This window comes from Pseudonocardia xinjiangensis, assembly GCF_050948425.1.
Taxonomy (GTDB): domain Bacteria; phylum Actinomycetota; class Actinomycetes; order Mycobacteriales; family Pseudonocardiaceae; genus Pseudonocardia; species Pseudonocardia xinjiangensis.
This window is the reverse complement of record NZ_CP192009.1, coordinates 4,729,774-4,746,706: the sequence shown is the minus strand read 5'-3', so window position 1 is coordinate 4,746,706 and position 16,933 is coordinate 4,729,774. Positions and strand designations below refer to the sequence as shown.

The following is a 16,933-nucleotide window of genomic DNA, read 5'->3' as shown; positions in this document are numbered from 1 at the left end:
CCGCCGTTCCGGTACTAAGGTGCCAGGCTCTGCCGTCGGACCCGGTTCGGGGGAAGGCCATGGGGCAGACCCGCGACGCCGATCTCCACCGGCTCTACGCGCGACACCTCGCGCCCGAAGGTCCGGCCGCGATCGGCGTGGACATCGATCCCGCGCTCCTCGCCGTCGTGCGTGGACATCGCCACCTGGCGGCCCGGCGGACCCCGGACGACCCGCTGGTCGTGGTCGGCACCGCCGGATCCCCGGACGCGGGAGCGATCGTCGACGTCATCACCGACGAGATGCCCTTCGTCGTGGAGTCCCTGCTCGCGGGCCTCGACAGGGTGGAGGCCAAGGTCCGCCGGGTGATCCATCCGACCGTGGTGGTGCGGCGCACGGCACGAGGTGAGCTCACCGAGGTGCTGACCGCCGCGCTGGCGGACCGGCTGCCGCCGGGCACCACGGCCGAGACGTGGATACGCATCGAGCTGGAGCCGTTCCCCGCCGACGAGGCCGACGAGCTGGCGGCGGAGCTGCGGTTGGTGCTGCGTGACGTGCGTGCCGTGGCACTGGACCGGTCCCGGCTCGTCGAGACGGCGCGGTCGGTGGCCGCCGGTCTGCCCGACCTCTCCCCGGCGTCGCCCCGCGCCGAGGTGCAGGACGCGGCCCGGCTGTTGCGGTGGCTGGCCGACGGCCGGTTCGCGGTCCTCGGCTACCTCCGTCACGAGAGCGACGCAACCGCGGACGGCCGGGCCGGGCCGCAGCCCGTGCCCGCGTCCGGGCTCGGGGTGCTGCGCAGGAGCGATGTCGCCGCCCGCGTCTTCCCCGAGGCGCTCGACACGGGCGGGCCCGCCGCCCGGCAGGTGCTGGTGCTCACGCGGGCGAGCGCGCCGAGCCGGGTGTACCGCCCGGAGCATCCGTCGTTGCTGGCCCTGCGGCTCGTCGACGGCGCCGGCCGGGTGGTGGAGCACCGGTTCCTCGGGGCGCTGACGGCGGCCGCGCTGCACGAGAGCGTGCTGGACATCCCGGGAATCGAGCGTAGCGTCCGGGCCGCGATCCGTGCGGCGGGGGCGCCACCGGAGTCCTACGCGGGGCAGCGGATGCTCGAGGTGATCTCGGAGTACCCGCGCGAGGAGCTGTTCTGGGCCGGTGAGCAGCTCCTGCGGGACATCGCCGTCGGAGTGCCTGCGCTCACCCAGCCCCGCAGGCTGCGGCTGTTCCTGGCCCGCGAACCCTACCGCCGGTACTTCTCCTGCCTGGTCTACCTGCCGCGGGACCGCTACTCCACGCGGACCCAGCTGGCCATGCAGAAGGTGCTGATGCACGAGCTGCACGGGTGGCGGGTGGAGCACACGGCCCGGGTCGGCCGATCGAACCTGGCGCTCGTCCATTTCACCGTGCACTGCGACCTGGCGGCCGCGCCGCCCGACCAGGCCCGGCTGCAGGGTCAGCTCGCCGCCGCGATCATGACGTGGGACGAGTGGGTGCTCGACGTCGCCGGGGCGGACGACGCCGAGATCGCGGACTACGTGGCCGGGGTCCCGGAGGGCTACAAGGACGACGTGGACCCGGTTCGGGCGCTCGGCGACCTCAGGGTCGTGCGCGACCTGGGTGCGGATCCGCAGCTGCAGCTGACGATCGACGCGGGCCCGGACGCGGGCGAGATGCGGTTCCGACTCTTCCTGCTCGGCGCGGGTGTCACGTTGTCCGCCGTGCTCCCGGTGCTGCAGAGCCTCGGTGTGGAGGTGCTCGACGAGCGGCCCCACGAGTTCACCCGACCCGACGGCAGCCGGTGCTGGATCTACGACTTCGGGCTGCGGCTCGACGGCGCGACCCGGGAGGCGGTGGCCGGGCGGGACCCCGAGGAGACGCAACGGTTGTTCTGCGCCGCCTTTCTCGCCGCGTGGCGGGGCGACGCCGAGGTCGACGGGTTCAACGCTCTGGTGCTGCGCGCCGGACTGCCGTGGCAGGAGGCGGCGCTGCTGCGCGCCTACGCCCGCTACACCGCCCAGCTCGGCGGCCCGTTCGGGCTGCAGTACGTCGTCGACACCCTGATCGCCCTCCCGGCGGTGACGGCGGCGCTCGTGTGCCTCTTCCGGGCCCGGTTCGACCCGGCACCCGGCCCGGCCCGGCGCGACCGGGCGTACCGCACGGCACTCGCGCAGGCATCCGCCCTGATCGACGAGGTGCCCGGGCTGGACGCGGACCGGATCCTGCGGGCCTACCTCAGCGTGATCACCGCGACGCTGCGCACCAACTACTACCGGGAGCGCCCGTTCCTGTCGTTCAAGCTGGACCCGGGTGCCGTGCCGGACATGCCGGTACCCCGGCCGATGTTCGAGATCTTCGTGTACTCACCGCGCGTGGAGGGCGTGCATCTGCGGTTCGGACCGGTCGCGCGGGGCGGCCTGCGGTGGTCGGACCGGCCGCAGGACTACCGGACCGAGATCCTCGGCCTGGTGAAGGCGCAGGCCGTGAAGAACGCGGTGATCGTCCCGGTGGGGGCGAAGGGCGGCTTCGTGGTGCGCCGCTCGGACGCCGGCCCCGACGAGGTGGCGGCCTGCTACCGGACCTTCGTCTGCGGGTTGCTGGACGTGACCGACGACCGGGCGATGGTCGACGGTCGGGAGGCGGCGGTGCCCCCGCAGGGCGTGGTGCGTCACGACGGTGACGACAGCTATCTGGTGGTGGCTGCGGACAAGGGCACGGCACGCTTCTCGGACCTGGCGAACGAGGTGGCTGCCTCCTACGGCTTCTGGCTCGGCGACGCGTTCGCCTCGGGCGGTTCGGTCGGCTACGACCACAAGGCGATGGGCATCACGGCCCGGGGCGCCTGGGAGAGCGTGAGACGGCACTTCCGCGAGCTGGCGGTGGACACCCAGCGGGAGCCGTTCAGCGTGGTGGGCGTGGGGGACATGTCCGGTGACGTGTTCGGCAACGGGATGCTGCTGTCACGCCACATCCGGCTGCTCGCCGCCTTCGACCACCGGCACGTGTTCGTCGATCCGGATCCGGACCCGGCACGCAGCCACCGGGAGCGGGAGCGGTTGTTCGGATTGCCCCGATCGTCGTGGGACGACTACGACCGGGCAGCCATCAGCGCGGGCGGCGGGGTGTGGCCGCGGACGGCCAAAGCGGTGCCGGTCGGCCCGGAGATGCGGGCCGCGCTGGGGATCGCCGATGCCGTCGAGCGGCTCAGCCCGCCCGAGCTGATCCGGGCGGTGCTGCGGGCGCCGGCGGACCTGTTGTGGAACGGCGGCATCGGCACGTACGTGAAGGCCGTGGGGGAGTCGCACGCCGACGTCGGCGACAAGGCGAACGACGCGGTGCGCGTGAACGGCGGGGAGCTGCGGGTGAAGGTGGTGGGGGAGGGCGGGAACCTCGGGCTGACCCAGCACGGCCGGATCGAGTTCGCCCGTACCGGCGGGAGGATCAACACCGACGCGATCGACAACTCGGCCGGGGTGGACTGCTCGGACCACGAGGTCAACATCAAGATTCTGCTCGACCGGCTGGTGGCGGCCGGACAGCTGGAGCGGGCGCAGCGCAACACGCTGCTGGCCGCCATGACCGACGAGGTCGCGGAGCTCGTACTGGCCCACAACCGGGCGCAGAACGCGGTGCTCGGGATCGCCCTCACCCAGGCTGCGGACACGGCGGCGGAGCACGCACGGATCGTCGCCGACCTCGCGCGCCGCGGTCTGCGTCCCGCGCTCGACGGCCTCCCGGAACCAGCGGAGTTCGCCGAGCTGGTGGACGAGCACCGCGGGCTCAGCTCGCCGCAGCTGGCCACCCTGCTCGCCCACGTGAAGCTCGATCTCAAGACGGACATCCTGCAGAGCGATCTCCCCGACCTGCCGGCCGCGGCGGACCGGCTCGTTGCCTACTTCCCGCCCGCCCTGACCCGCCACCATCCCGAGGCGGTCCGCACCCACCCGCTGCGGCGGGAGATCGTGGCCACCTCGCTCGCGAACGAGGTCGTCGACCGCGGGGGGATGACCTGGGTGTCCTCCCTGCGGGAGGAGGCGTCGGCGACCACGGCCGACGTCGTGGCCGCCTACCTGGTGACCGTCGCCGTGTTCGACCTTCCCGAGCTGTGGGCGCAGCTCGACGGTCTGCCGGGCACCGTTGCGACAACCGTGGCCGACGAGGTCGTGCGCGAGTCGCACCGGCTGATCAGGCGAGCGGCGCACTGGCTGCTCACCCGCCGGGACCGGCCACTTCCGGTGGACGCCGAGACCCGGCGCTTCGGACCGCCGGTCCGCGCGGTGGCGCCCCGGCTCCCGGCACTGCTGAGCGAGCACGAGGCCGCGACGGCCGGCTCGCGCGCCGCGGCGCTCACCGCACGGGGCGTGCCCGGCCCGCTGGCGCTGCGCACGGCGGCGTTGCCGCACGGTGTCGGGTTGCTCGACGTCGTCGAGGTCACGCAGTCGGCGGGAGACGGCGCGCCGCTACCGCTGGACGACGTGGCGCGGTTGTACTACACGCTCTCCGCCCGCCGATGAGTTCCGGTGGCCTGCACGGTCTGTCCGTCAGATCACCACGAGGAAGGCAGAGCCCGATGCGCAAGCTGGCCGTCACCACATTCGTTTCGCTCGACGGGGTCATGCAGGCCCCCGGAGGCCCGCAGGAGGACCCGACAGGGCAGTTCACGAAGGGCGGCTGGAACGTCACGTTCTGGGACGACGTGATGGCCCGGTCGATGGGGGAGGCCTTCGAGAAGCCGTACGACCTGCTGCTCGGGCGCCGGACGTACGAGATCTTCGCGGCGCACTGGCCCTTCGTCGGCGACGACCCGGTCGCGGACCGGCTCAACAGCATGACGAAGTACGTCGCGTCCCGGACACTCGACACGGTGTCCTGGAACGGCGCCCGCCTGCTCGAGGGTGAGGCCGGGGATGCGGTGGCCGCACTCAAACGCCAGGACGGGCCGGACCTGCAGGTGCAGGGCAGCAGCGTGCTGCTCCAGACGCTCCTGGAACGCGACCTGGTCGACGAGTTCACGGTGTGGACCTTCCCGGTGCTCCTCGGGAGCGGAAAACGACTGTTCGGGGCCGGGACCGTGCCCGGTGGGCTGCGGCTCGTCGGGAGCGATACGTCCACCACCGGCGTGGTGATCGCGACGTACGAGCGTGCCGGTGACGTGCCGGTCGGCTCGTTCCAGCTCGACGAGCCGACCGAGGCCGAGGTCCGGCGCCGCGCGAGCCTGGTGGGCTGAGCCGCCCGTGTCCGACCACGACATCGCCCGTCTCCGGGCGGTCACCACCCGGTCCATCAGCCCGGAGAACCCGACGGGTGCGCCCGGGCGGGGTGGCCGGGCCACGGCCGGCACCGGGGCGGAGCCGGGACGCGAGCTCGGCCAGGGCTGGAAGATCTCGCCGAGTGTGGTGGTGGGCGCCCACGAGACGATCGACCTGGCCGCGATCGAGGGATGCGGACGCATCACCCACGTGTGGATGACGACCCATCCCGACCACTGGCGGTCGCTGCTGCTGCGCGCCTACTGGGACGATGCGGACACGCCCGCCGTCGAGGTGCCGGTCGGCGACTTCTTCGGACAGGGCTGGGGACGGTTCGCGCAGCTCAGCTCCACGATGATCGCGGTGAACCCGCACGGGGGCCTCAACAGCTACTGGCCCATGCCCTTCCGGTCGGCGGCGCGGATCACCGTGGAGAACCTGGGCGAGACACCGGCCGTCGTCTACTACCAGATCACCTACGACCTCGGCGCCGAGGAGGCCGGCAGCGGGTACCTGCACGCGCAGTGGCGACGGTCCCACCCGCTGCAGGCCGGTGCGGTCCATCCGCTGCTGGAGGGCGTTCGCGGTGCCGGGCAGTACGTGGGCACGTACCTCGCGTGGGGTGTGAACTCGCGGGGGTGGTGGGGCGAGGGGGAGATCAAGTACTACCTCGACGAGGACCGTGACTTCCCCACGATCTGCGGCACGGGCACCGAGGACTACTTCGGCGGGGCGTGGAACTTCGACGTCCCGGGGCAGGGGTACACGAGCTACACGACGCCGTACCTGGGCCTGCACCAGATCATCCGTCCGGACGGGCTGTACGAGAGCCAGCAGCGCTTCGGGATGTACCGCTGGCACGTGCCGGACCCGATCCGGTTCGCCGCGGGGATCCGGGTCGACATCCAGGCCCTCGGCTGGCGAAGCGGCCACCGCTACCTGCCCCGGCACGACGACATCGCGTCGACGGCGCTGTTCTATCTCGACGCGCCGAGCAGCACGCCACCCGGGCCGCCGACCCTCGACGAGCTCGAGACGCTCTGAGCCACGCCTGCGTCACGCGTGGGCCCGGCCGACGGCGACGGGCGCGTTCACCGACGAGGAGGCGGCGAGCACCTTCAGGACGATCGCCGTGTAGCGGTCGACGACCTGGTCCAGGCTGAGCGGACCGCTCGGCCGGAACCACTCGCGCACACCGTTGAGCATGTCGAGCAGCGCCATCGTGGTGAGCTGCACGTCGTCGACCGCGAACTCACCGGTGGTGCAGCCCTGCTCGATCACGTCCTGCACGGCGTCGTGGTACTCGATCTGCAACCGGATGCCGTCGCCCTGCTGGCCCGGGGTGAGTGCGTAGCGGATGGGGTTGCCGATGAGCAGCTCGGGCCTGCGGTCCTGGCTGATCGTGAGGTGCAGCCGGACCGTCTCGCGGATCCGCTCGGTCGGCGTGCGGGACCGGTCGCGCAGCACGGCGCAGGTGGCGGACACGAAGTCGCTCATGAAGTTCTTGATGATCGCGTGCAGCACGTCCTGCTTGTTGGTGAAGTGGTGGTACATCGTCGAGGAGGAGATGCCGACGGCGTCGGCGATGTCGCGGATCGAGGTGGCGGCGTAGCCGCGCTGGTAGAACAGAACGCTGGCCCGGCACATGATCTTGCCGCGCAGGACGGGGCCCTCGTCGAGGCTGCGCTTTCGCGCCATGTCCGACTCCTTCCGGTTGATGCGCTTCACGAGGTCGGCGCTGTCCGACCTGGTTGACGACTCCCTGTGAACGCGCCTAGCGTACGTGTCGATCGACCGATCGACATGGGCGGCTCCGAATACGCGGATCGAGAACGACCGCGGCGGGGGAGCCCCGCGTCGCACTCCGGACCAAGACATCGGCGTCGTGGGGGGGCGGAGTGGTTCGTGCGCGATTCCGAATGACTGTGAGGAAGGTTGTGACCGGTGGATGGGTGGGGGACTCGGCGGCGCGCGGAGGTGCCGGGCGAGAGATGGATCCGAATGCTGACCGATGAGCACGGCAGGGCGATGCTCGCCTTCTCGGCCCGGCTCACCGGCGATCCTTCGGCCGCCGAGGACATCGTGCAGGAGACGCTGGTGCGGGCCTGGCGCCATCGCGACAAGGCGGTGGGGGGCCAGAGCGACGTGCGTGCCTGGTTGTTCACGGTGATCCGGAACCTGGTGATCGACCGGGCCCGCGCCCGCAACGTGCGCCCGATCGAGGTGGTCGAGACGGTGATGACCCATCCCGTCCAGAGAGACCACGCCGACCGGGTCGTCGACTCGATGCTGGTGTTCCAGGCGCTGAACACGCTGTCGCCCGAGCATCGGGCGGTTCTCGAGGACGTCTACATCCACGGGAACACGGTCCGGGAGACGGCGGAGAATCTCGGCATCTCGCCGGGTACGGTGAAATCGCGTACCTACTACGCCCTGCGCTCCCTGCACGCGCTGCTCCGCGAGCCCGACCGCGCCGCGGACTGCCTGGCCCCGGCCTGCTGAGCGGTCGTCCGTCCGGAACCGGTCATTTCTTCTCCCCGTCCTGCGCGCCGATCGCGCGGAGGAGCAGGTCGGCGAGCGCGTCGAGATACCCCGGTTCCGCCTCTGCGGCACGGACGGTCAGCCGCCAGTAGACGGGCGCCGCGAGCAGGTCCTGGACGAGTTCGAGGTCGGTGTCCTCGCGCAGTTCCCCGCGCTCGATCGCCCGCCGGAACATCACCGTGGCGCGCTCCCGCCTCGGGGTGCCGATCATCGCCGCGACGACGCCTGCCAGTTCCGGGTTACGGGCCGTCTCGGCCACGAGGTCGGGCAGGATCCGGGAGAACCGGGGGTGGGTCAGCCACTCCATCAGCGCGTCGAGGGTCTCGCGCAGGTCGGTCCGCAGTGCGCCGGTGTCGGGGACCACGGCCCGCACCACGCTGAACTCGGAGATCACCGCGATCGCCATCTCCTGCTTGGACGGCCAGCGGCGGTAGAGCGCACTCTTGCCGACGCCCGCCCGCTTGGCGACGGCCTCCATCGAGAGCCGTGCGTAGCCGTGGGCGGCCCACTCGTCGAGCACGGCCTCGGTGATGGCCCGGGTGATCGCCGGCTGGAGCACGGCTGCGCCTGTCGGCCGGCGACGCGTCATGGGGAGAGCATACCGAGTGGACGGTACGGGCCCGTCCCGCGTGCGTTTGGTCGGGACGGTTCCGTATCGTCCAGACCAGGAGAACGCCATGACCCCCCGTGAGCTCGTCGACCACGCCCTGCAGCTCCTGATCGCCCACGACATGACGGCCTTCGCCGGGCTGTGGGCGGAGACCGGCGTGCTCGAGCTCCCCTTCGCCCCGCCCGGCTACCCGCAGAAGGTGGAGGGCCGCGCCGCGGTCCACGAGTACCTGCGCGCCTACCCCGACATCGTCGACGTGCGGGCCGTCACCGAGCAGGTGATGCACCAGAGCACGCAACCGGACACCGTGATCGTGGAGTTCGAGGTCGCCGGGACCGTGGTCGCCACCGGTCGCCCGTACGACATGCGCTACATCGCGGTGATCGTCGTGCGCGACGGCGAGATCCAGGTCTACCGCGACTACTGGAACCCGCTCGCCGTGGCCGAGGCGATGGGCGGCGTCGACGCGCTGGTGGCCGCGTTCACCGGTGCCGAGAATGGGTGAGGTCCTCGTCGTCGGGGCCACCGGCACCACCGGCTCCCGGGTCTCGGCGTTCCTCCGGCAGCGGCGCGTCCCCGTGCGGTCGGCGACCCGCAGGCCCCGCGCCGCCGGGCACGTGCGGTTCGACTGGGCGAGCCGGGAGACCCACGCGCCGGCCCTGCGCGGAGTCTCGGCCGTCTATCTCGTCGCTCCCGTCGGGGTGGCCGATCCCGTCCCGCTCGTGGAGCCGTTCCTCGAGGAAGCCCGGCGCCAGGGCGTCCGGCGGGTCGTCCAGCTCAGCTCGTCGGCGGTGCCGGAGGGCATGCCGGGGCTCGGCGCGGTGCACGCTCTCGTCCGGGCCACCATGCCGGAGTGGGCGGTGCTGCGGCCGTCGTGGTTCATGCAGAACTTCGCCGGTGACCACGCGGTGGCGCACGGGGTGCGCAGCGGCGAGATCGTCACCGCGACGGGGGACGGCAAGGTGGCCTTCGTCGACGCGGCGGACATCGCCGCCGTCGCCGGGTTCGCGCTCACCGACGAGGCACCGCACAACACCGAGCACGTCCTGACCGGGCCCGAGGCGCTGAGCTACGCCGACGCCGCCGCGATCATCACGCGCCACACGGGCGCTCCGGTGCGCCACCGGACCGTCGCGCCCGAGGAGTTCGCGCGCCACATCGGCGCATACGGCGTGCCGGCCGACTTCGCTGCGGTGCTCGCCGCCCTCGACGACGGCATCCGGGGCGGAGCGGAGGACCGGGTGACCGGCACCGTCGAGCGGATCACGGGCCGATCACCCCGCAGCTTCCACGATTTCGTCGCCGCCGAGATCTCCTGACCGGATCGACGCGATCGGCCCCTTTCCGTGTCGGGTTCTGCCTGGTCGGCGAGGTACGCCACGCCTTGCGGCGAAATGCGCGGTCCGCGCTGTCCGGTTTCCCAGTCGAAACGGCGTGGCACAGCCCGGACACAAGACCTCCGTAGCGTCTGTGATCACAGATCACATGGGGAGGTGGCCGTGGACCGCGACACGATCAGTGTCTCGACGATCAACGAAGAGGTGTACGACCGCCTGCGCGTCGCCATCCGTACGGGAGATCTCGCGCCCGGGGTGAAGGTGTCGCTGCGGTCGCTGGCCGCCACGTTGGGCGTCAGCACGATGCCGGTGCGGGAGGCGATGCGGAAGCTGCAGGCGCAGGGTCTCGTCGAGTTCGAGCGCCGCAGCGTCACGGTGGTGCAGCTCGCTCCGGACGAGGTCGTCCAGGTGTTCCAGATCCGGCTGCGGCTCGAACACCTGGCTGCCGAGTGGGCGTTGCCGCGTCTCACCGACGGCGACGTGGCCGACCTGCGCGCCGTACTTGCGGAGATGACCGACCCGGGGCTCGACCCGGCGGTCTGGCGGCGGCTCAACCGCCGGTTCCACGAGCGGTTCTACGAGTGTGCCGGCAGCCCCCACCTGCTGGAGCTCATCCACAACATCTGGGACCGCGTCGAGTCCTCGATGGCCGTCTACGCCTCCACGGTCGACGACTTCGCCGAGGCCCACCGCCAGCACCTGCGGATGCTCGAGCTCATCGAGCGCCGCAACCTGCCCGGCCTGCTCGACGAGACGGCCTGGCATCTCGAACACACCAGCCGGACCGTCGCCGAGGCGCTGGCCGAAGCGCTCGGTGCCGAGCGTCCCGCACCGGTCGGGTCCGGCGACACCGCCACGTCCGGCGCCACCTGACGAGGGCAGCTCCCCCCGGCCACCACCACAACCCCACAACCCCACCGACCCGCGCGTCGCGGGTGCCCCTCGGAGGTTCCGCCTCCGGGGCGCTGCGGCGCGCCTGCCGAACGAGAGGAGACCTGAGGTGACCTACGAGGAGATCACCACCGCCGGCTTCCACGACCAGCTGCGAGCCGGCACCACGACCAGCGCCGACCTCGTGCGCTGGTACCTGCAGCGCATCGCCGACCTCGACGCCGCAGGCCCGCGCATCGGCGCCGTCGTCACGGTCAACCGGAACGCGCTCGCCGACGCCGAGGCCCTCGACGCCGAGTTCGCGGCCACGGGGAAGTTCCGCGGCCCGCTGCACGGGGTGCCCGTGCTTGTGAAGGACCAGGCCGAGACGGCCGGGATCCGCACGGCGTTCGGCTCGGCGCTGTTCGCCGACTACGTCCCGGAGCAGGACGCCACCGTGGTGTCGCGGCTGCGCGCGGCGGGGGCGGTCGTGCTCGCGAAGACGGCGATGTGCGACTTCGCCGCCGGCTGGTTCTCGTTCTCCTCGCGCACCGACCACACGAAGAACCCCTACGCCCTCGCCCACGAGATCGGGGGTTCCAGCTCCGGTACCGCCGCGGGCCTGGCCGCGAACCTCGGCCTGCTGGGCGTCGCGGAGGACACGGGCGGTTCGGTCCGCGTCCCCGGGTCCTTCGCCAACCTCTTCGGGCTGCGCCCCACCACCGGCCTGGTGAGCCGCACCGGGTTCTCGCCGCTCGTGCACTTCCAGGACACGCCGGGGCCCCTGTGCCGCACGGTCGGCGACGTCGCCGTGCTCCTCGACGCGATGGTCGGCTACGACCCCGCCGACCCCTTCACCGCGGTGGCGCCCCGCGCCACCGAGCCGGGGGGCTACGCCGCCGCGCTGGCCGGAGCCACCCTCTCCGGTGTCCGCGTCGGCGTACTGGCCGACGCGTTCGGGGTCCATCCCGAGTCGCGCCCGGTCAACGACCTCGTGCGGGCCGCCGTCGGTGAGCTGCGGGCCGCGGGTGCGGAGGTCGTCGACGGGCTGGAGGTGCCCGGCCTGCAGAACTGGATCCGCGGCACGTCGCTGTACTCGCTGCAGTCGAAGGAGGACATCACCGCCTTCCTCGCCGCCCGTCCCACGGCTCCGGTGCACAGCTTCGACGAGATCTACGCGAGCGGGATGTTCCACCCGCTGACCGACCTGATCGGGGACATCGCGAACGGTCCGCGGGTGGCGGCCGACGGCCCGGACTACCACCGGATGCGGCTGCGCCAGGAGGAGTTCCGCCGGGTGCTGCTCCACCTGATGGCCGGGGCAGGCGTCGACGTCCTCGTCTACCCGACGGTGCAGGTACCGCCTCCGAGCCGCCAGGAACTGGCCGATCTGCGCTGGACGGCGCTGACGTTCCCGACCAACACGGTGATCGCGTCGCAGAGCAGCCTGCCCGCGATGACCGTGCCCGTCGGGCTGACCGCCGCCGGCCTGCCGGTGGGGATGGACGTGCTCGGGCGCCCGTTCGCGGAGACACAGCTGCTGAGGTTCGCCAAGGCCTGGGAGGAGCACGCGCAGCCGCGGCGGGCACCGGTTCTTCCCGCGGTGGGCACACCCCGGCCCGGGGTGGTCGCCGGAGCGGCGCGATGAGCGTGGCGGTCGGTCCGGCGCCGGTGACGCCCCGGACGCTCGACCTGAACTGCGACCTCGGCGAGAGCTTCGGCGTCTACCGCTACGGCGCCGACGAGGCGGTGATGCCGCTGGTGACGTCGGCGAACGTGGCGTGCGGCGCCCACGCGGGCGACCCCGCCACGATGCGGACGAGCGTCGAGCTCGCCGCCCGGCACGGTGTCGCCGTCGGCGCCCACGTCGGCCTGCCCGACCGGGAGGGCTTCGGGCGCCGCATGATCGCCGTGACGGCGCAGCAGGTGTACGACCTCTGCCTGGCCCAGATGGGCACGCTCTCCGCGTTCACCCGGGCCGCCGGGGTCCCGCTCGCGCACCTCAAGCTCCACGGCGCGCTCTACATGATGGCGATGGACGACTCCGAACTGGCGGACGCGGTCTGCCGCGCCGTCCGCGCCTTCGACGCCGGCCTGCCGGTGTTCACCCTGCCCTCCTCCGCTCTCGCCGCCTCCGCGGCGGCGCACGGGTTGGAGGTCGTCGAGGAGTTCTTCGCCGACCGTCCCTACCGGGACGCGACGGTGATGATGTTCGGCTGGACGCCGGAGGACCTCGGTCCGCCGGCCGCCGCAGGCGACCGGGTCGAGGCCATGCTCGCCGCACCCGCGTTCGCGTCCGTCGGAACCGTCTGCGTCCACAGCGACACCCCGGACGCCCCCGCGCTCCTGCGCGCCGTCCGCGCCCGCCTGCGTCGCCTCGGCTGCGACCTGCGCTCGTCCCGCCGGCCCATGGCCGAGCCGGCCCACCCGATCGGAAGGACCACCCCGTGAGCACCACCAGTGAGAAGGACCAGCAGGTCCACGAGCACCATGCACTCGAGCTCGAGTCGGAGTTCGAGCACGAGCCCGTACCCCTGTCGCGCAGGAGGTCGCTCGGCTCCGTGTCGGCCGTCTGGTTCGGCTTCCCGATGATCATCACCAACGCCGTGTTCGGCGGCACCACCGTCTACGGCCTCGGCTTCTGGCGCGGGATCTCCGCCATCATCATCGGCAACATCATCCTGCTCGTCTACGTCGGCTCGCTGAGCTACATCGCCGGCCGGACCGGCAAGAACTTCGCGCTCACCGCCGCCGAGACGTTCGGCCGCCACGGCGCGACGATCGCGGCCGGCTTCCTGTCCACCGTGGTGATCGGCTGGTTCGCGTTCCAGACGGGGCTTACCGGGTCGACCCTGCACACCTCGCTCGGCCTGAACGAGACGTGGATGATCCTGATCGCCGGCGTGCTCTACATCGCGATCACCTTCATCGGCATCCGGGCGCTGACGGTCATCGGCCTCATCGCCGCCCCGATGTTCGTCGTGCTCGCCGTGGTCGCGCTCGTGCTCGCCGCCCGCAACGGCGGGCTTTCCGGCATCACCAGCTACCAGGGTGGTGGCCCGGGTGCCACGGTCTTCAGCCTCGGCGCCGCGGTCACGATCACCATCGCGGGCTTCGCCGACTCCGGCACCATGACCGCCGACTTCACGCGCTGGTCGCGCAGCGGGCGCGAGGCCGTGATGGCCGCCTTCACCGCCTTCCCGGTGGCCAACTTCATCTCGCTGCTCGTCGGCGGCCTCGTCGTCGCCGCAGGCAAGGCCGTGGACCCGGCCACCAACGGTGGCGACTTCCTGCCGATCCTCACCAGCCACGGCCCGGTGCTCTCGGTCATCGCGGTGGTCTTCGTCTTCGCCAACCTCGGCTCGGTCTGCTGCCACTGCCTCTACAACGGCGCCGTCGGGTGGAGCCAGCTGACCGGCGGCAAGATGCGCGTGCTCACGGTCGTCCTCGGGCTCGTGGGTCTCGTCGCGGCGCTCGCCGGCGTCTGGAGCTACTTCTCCGACTGGCTGAACCTGCTCGGCATCTTCGTCCCGCCGATCGGCGCGATCCTCATCGTCGACCAGGTGCTGCGCCGCCGCGGCGGCGTGCGGGCCGTGCGGGCCTGGCGCCCCGCCCCGTTCGTGGCCTGGGCGGTCGCGTCGATCGGCTCGTACGCCGTGCACGTGTTCGCCCCGCAGCTCAGCGAGGCCGTCGCCGGCCTCGTGCTGGGTGGCGTCGTGTACGCGGTGATCGACGCGCTCAGCCCGAGCACCGCCCCTGAGCCCGCATCGGTGCCGGCCGCCTGACCGGCGCAAAGCAGAGGAGGACACCCGTGGACGTCACCCAGCTGTGCTCGCTCCCGGCCACCGACCTGTCCCGGCTGGTCCGCGCCGGGGAGGTGTCACCGGTCGAGGTCGTCGACGCGGCGCTGCAGCGCGTCGAGCAGCTCGACCCGCAGCTGCACGCCTTCGTCGAGCTCACCGCCGACCGCGCGCGGAAGCGGGCGCGCGAGATCGCCGACGCCGTGGCCCGGGGGGAGGACGTGGGCCCGCTGGCGGGGGTGCCCGTCGCCGTCAAGGACCTGATCGCGACGGCCGGCATCCCGACCCGCTCGGGGTCGCCCGCGTACCGCGACTTCGTGCCCGACGAGGACGACGTGGTGGTCGAGCGGATCGTCGCGGCGGGCGCCGTGGTGCTGGGCAAGACGACGGTGCCCGAGTTCGGCTACAGCGCCGTGGGGCACAACCCGGTCTCGCCGACCGCCCGCAACCCCTGGAACCCGGCCCTCACCCCGGGTGGGTCCAGCGCCGGGTCCGGGATCGCGGTGGCCACGGGGATGTCCCCGGTGGCGCTGGGCAGTGACGGCGGCGGATCGGTGCGCATCCCCGCCGCGCACTGCGGCGTCTACGGGTTCAAGGGCTCGATGGGACGGGTCCCGCTCTACCCCGGCTGCCGCGACGAGCGGTACCCCGGGATGTCGGGCTGGGAGTCGCTCGAGTGCATCGGCCCGATGACCCGGACCGTCGACGACGCCGCGCTGATGATGTCGGTGCTCGCCGGTCCCGACCCGCGCGACCGGCACTCGATCCCGGCCGGTGACGTCGACTGGAGCACCGCCACGGCCGGGGACGTCCGCGGGATGCGCATCGCGTTCAGCACGGATCTGGGCTACGTCGCCGTCGACGCGGCGGTCCGCCAGGTCGTGACGCAGGCCGTGCAGGCGTTCCGCGAGCTCGGGTGCGTCGTCGAGGAGGTCGACCCCGGCTGGCCGGACCCGCAGGACACGTTCTGGCGCCTGGTGGTGGCCGACACCGACCTGACCGGGATGCGGGAGCTCGTCGAGCGGTACGGCAGTGAGATGTCGCCCCACCTCGTCGACCTGTGCTCTCGCCGGTGGACGGGGGAGCAGCTCACCGACGCCGTCATGGCGCGCAAGGCGGTGGCCAACCGGATGTGGCGGCTCATGGCCGGTTACGACCTGCTGGTCACGCCCACCCTCACGGTGCCGCCGTTCGCGCTCGGGATGCAGGGCCCGGAGGAGGTCGACGGCCGCATCGTCGGGTCGTCGGCGTGGCTGAGCTTCACCCAGCCGATCAACATGACCGGCCAGCCCGCCGCGAGCTGCCCTGCCGGGATGACGGCCGACGGACTGCCCGTCGGCCTGCACATCGTCGGGCGCCACCTCGACGACGCGGCGGTGCTGCGCGCCTCGGCGGCGTTCGAACGGGCCCGTCCGTGGGCCGATCGCTGGCCCGCAGTGGTTCAGGAACAGGCGGGGGTGCAGGAGCAGGCGGGCGAGCCCGCCGGGATCGGAGTGATGTCGTGAGTGGACTGGGTGGGCTGAACCCGTCACCGGGCGGGATGGTGCTGGGCCTCGTGCAGGCTCCCGTGCCGATCGTGACGGAGCCGCCGGACCTGGCGGCCGCGGTAGACCGGATCGCCGCCACGGTGACGGGTGCGCGACGTGCCCTTCCCGTGCCCGACCTGCTGGTGTTCCCCGAGTACAGCCTGCACGGCCTGGATCCCGCGTCGTGGCTCGACGACCGGCTGCTCTGCGACGTCGACGGCCCGGAGATCGCGAAGCTGCGTGCGGCGTGCGCGGAGGCGCGGATCTGGGCGTGCTTCTCGATCATGGAACGCAACCCGGGCGGTGCGCCGTTCAACACCGGGGTCATCGTGGACGACACCGGTGAGCTGCGGCTGCACTACCGCAAGCTGCACCCGTGGGTGCCTGCCGAACCGTGGCACCCCGGTGACCTCGGCATCCCCGTGTGCGACGGGCCGGCCGGCTCCCGGCTGGCGCTCATCATCTGCCACGACGGGATGCTGCCCGAGGCCGCGCGCGAGGCCGCCTACCGCGGGGCGAACGTCATCCTGCGCACCGCCGGCTACACCTACCCGATCCAGCAGGCCTGGCGGATCACCAACCAGGCCAACGCGTTCTGCAACCTCGCCTACACCGCGTCGGTCTGCCTCGCGGGCCCCGACGGGGCGGGGATCCACTCGCAGGGCGAGGCCATGGTCTGCGACGTGGACGGCACCGTGCTGGAGCAGGGCGACGGGACTCCCGGGCGCATCGTCACCGCCGAGGTGGTGCCGGCGCGGGCGGACGAGGCCCGGCGCGGCTGGGGTGTGGAGAACAACATCTACCAGCTGGGCCACCGCGGCTACAGCGCCGTCGAAGGTGGCGCCACCGACTGTCCCTACACCTTCATGCAGGACCTGGTGGCCGGTCGCTACCGGCTGCCGTGGGAGGAGCAGGTGCGCCACACCGACGGCACCGGGGCCGGCCTCGGCACCCCGGCCGACGTCCGCGCCGCCGCCCGGCCGGCGGGCGGCTGAGGCGCCCGGCGGGCCGGGACGGCTCCGACAAGGAC

At 72.4% G+C, this 16,933-nt stretch carries 14 protein-coding genes; 12 read left to right on the top strand and 2 right to left on the bottom strand.

The window, feature by feature from the left end; genetic code table 11:
- Positions 1-59: 59 nt before the first annotated feature.
- The 3 genes from ACQPZA_RS22360 to ACQPZA_RS22350 are packed head-to-tail and all read left to right on the top strand — an operon-like array spanning position 60 to position 6,263.
- Positions 60-4,484 carry an NAD-glutamate dehydrogenase gene (locus ACQPZA_RS22360; protein WP_433273412.1) on the top strand — a complete coding sequence of 1,475 codons (4,425 nt, stop codon included), beginning with the start codon at positions 60-62 and terminating at the stop codon, positions 4,482-4,484.
- Between the two features lie 56 nt (positions 4,485-4,540).
- The gene (locus tag ACQPZA_RS22355) at positions 4,541-5,197 is read left to right on the top strand and encodes a dihydrofolate reductase family protein (RefSeq protein WP_169400672.1); all 657 of its coding nucleotides are present in this window, start codon (positions 4,541-4,543) and stop codon (positions 5,195-5,197) included.
- A gap of 7 nt (positions 5,198-5,204) precedes the next feature.
- Positions 5,205-6,263: a glycoside hydrolase family 172 protein gene (locus ACQPZA_RS22350; protein ID WP_433273409.1), complete on the top strand. Its 1,059-nt coding sequence runs from the start codon at positions 5,205-5,207 to the stop codon at positions 6,261-6,263.
- 12 nt (positions 6,264-6,275) lie between these two features.
- Here the strand turns inward: ACQPZA_RS22350 and ACQPZA_RS22345 are convergent, their stop codons facing one another.
- The gene (locus tag ACQPZA_RS22345; RefSeq protein WP_433273407.1) at positions 6,276-6,917 is read right to left on the bottom strand and encodes a TetR/AcrR family transcriptional regulator; all 642 of its coding nucleotides are present in this window, start codon (positions 6,915-6,917) and stop codon (positions 6,276-6,278) included.
- A 303-nt stretch (positions 6,918-7,220) separates the two neighbouring features.
- Between ACQPZA_RS22345 and ACQPZA_RS22340 the strand changes: the two genes are divergently transcribed.
- Complete coding sequence (locus ACQPZA_RS22340) at positions 7,221-7,721, top strand: sigma-70 family RNA polymerase sigma factor (protein WP_433273405.1); 501 nt, start codon at positions 7,221-7,223, stop codon at positions 7,719-7,721.
- Positions 7,722-7,743: 22 nt separating this feature from the next.
- Here the strand turns inward: ACQPZA_RS22340 and ACQPZA_RS22335 are convergent, their stop codons facing one another.
- Positions 7,744-8,349 (bottom strand): TetR/AcrR family transcriptional regulator, encoded by a 606-nt coding sequence (locus ACQPZA_RS22335; protein ID WP_433273403.1) that lies wholly within the window; start codon positions 8,347-8,349, stop codon positions 7,744-7,746.
- Between the two features lie 88 nt (positions 8,350-8,437).
- Between ACQPZA_RS22335 and ACQPZA_RS22330 the strand changes: the two genes are divergently transcribed.
- From ACQPZA_RS22330 to ACQPZA_RS22295, 8 genes are all read left to right on the top strand, one after another.
- Complete coding sequence (locus ACQPZA_RS22330; protein ID WP_433273401.1) at positions 8,438-8,875, top strand: nuclear transport factor 2 family protein; 438 nt, start codon at positions 8,438-8,440, stop codon at positions 8,873-8,875.
- On the top strand, positions 8,868-9,689 hold the full coding sequence (locus ACQPZA_RS22325) for an NmrA family NAD(P)-binding protein (RefSeq protein WP_433273399.1): 822 nt from the start codon (positions 8,868-8,870) through the stop codon (positions 9,687-9,689). Before ACQPZA_RS22330 ends, ACQPZA_RS22325 begins: the two co-directional genes overlap by 8 nt.
- Positions 9,690-9,869: 180 nt before the next feature.
- Positions 9,870-10,580: a GntR family transcriptional regulator gene (locus tag ACQPZA_RS22320; protein ID WP_433273397.1), complete on the top strand. Its 711-nt coding sequence runs from the start codon at positions 9,870-9,872 to the stop codon at positions 10,578-10,580.
- 127 nt (positions 10,581-10,707) lie between these two features.
- A complete protein-coding gene (locus ACQPZA_RS22315; protein ID WP_433273395.1) occupies positions 10,708-12,225 on the top strand; it encodes an amidase in 1,518 nt (505 codons plus the stop codon).
- On the top strand, positions 12,222-13,028 hold the full coding sequence (locus ACQPZA_RS22310; protein WP_169398650.1) for a 5-oxoprolinase subunit PxpA: 807 nt from the start codon (positions 12,222-12,224) through the stop codon (positions 13,026-13,028). The genes ACQPZA_RS22315 and ACQPZA_RS22310 overlap by 4 nt, the downstream gene beginning before the upstream one ends.
- Complete coding sequence (locus ACQPZA_RS22305; protein WP_433273393.1) at positions 13,025-14,362, top strand: cytosine permease; 1,338 nt, start codon at positions 13,025-13,027, stop codon at positions 14,360-14,362. The genes ACQPZA_RS22310 and ACQPZA_RS22305 overlap by 4 nt, the downstream gene beginning before the upstream one ends.
- Before the next feature lie 26 nt (positions 14,363-14,388).
- Entirely contained in the window at positions 14,389-15,882 is a 1,494-nt protein-coding gene (locus ACQPZA_RS22300; protein ID WP_433273391.1) for an amidase, read from the top strand.
- Positions 15,879-16,898: a formamidase gene (locus ACQPZA_RS22295; RefSeq protein ID WP_433273389.1), complete on the top strand. Its 1,020-nt coding sequence runs from the start codon at positions 15,879-15,881 to the stop codon at positions 16,896-16,898. The genes ACQPZA_RS22300 and ACQPZA_RS22295 overlap by 4 nt, the downstream gene beginning before the upstream one ends.
- Positions 16,899-16,933 lie beyond the last annotated feature (35 nt).

What these genes read in the sequence shown, in the direction of transcription:
- ACQPZA_RS22360 (WP_433273412.1), top strand. Translation starts at nt 60, where the DNA reads ATGGGGCAGACCCGCGACGCCGATCTCCACCGGCTCTACGCGCGACAC.
- ACQPZA_RS22355 (WP_169400672.1), top strand. Translation starts at nt 4,541, where the DNA reads ATGCGCAAGCTGGCCGTCACCACATTCGTTTCGCTCGACGGGGTCATG.
- ACQPZA_RS22345 (WP_433273407.1), bottom strand. Translation starts at nt 6,917, where the DNA reads ATGGCGCGAAAGCGCAGCCTCGACGAGGGCCCCGTCCTGCGCGGCAAG.
- ACQPZA_RS22340 (WP_433273405.1), top strand. Translation starts at nt 7,221, where the DNA reads ATGCTGACCGATGAGCACGGCAGGGCGATGCTCGCCTTCTCGGCCCGG.
- ACQPZA_RS22335 (WP_433273403.1), bottom strand. Translation starts at nt 8,349, where the DNA reads ATGACGCGTCGCCGGCCGACAGGCGCAGCCGTGCTCCAGCCGGCGATC.
- ACQPZA_RS22330 (WP_433273401.1), top strand. Translation starts at nt 8,438, where the DNA reads ATGACCCCCCGTGAGCTCGTCGACCACGCCCTGCAGCTCCTGATCGCC.
- ACQPZA_RS22325 (WP_433273399.1), top strand. Translation starts at nt 8,868, where the DNA reads ATGGGTGAGGTCCTCGTCGTCGGGGCCACCGGCACCACCGGCTCCCGG.
- ACQPZA_RS22310 (WP_169398650.1), top strand. Translation starts at nt 12,222, where the DNA reads ATGAGCGTGGCGGTCGGTCCGGCGCCGGTGACGCCCCGGACGCTCGAC.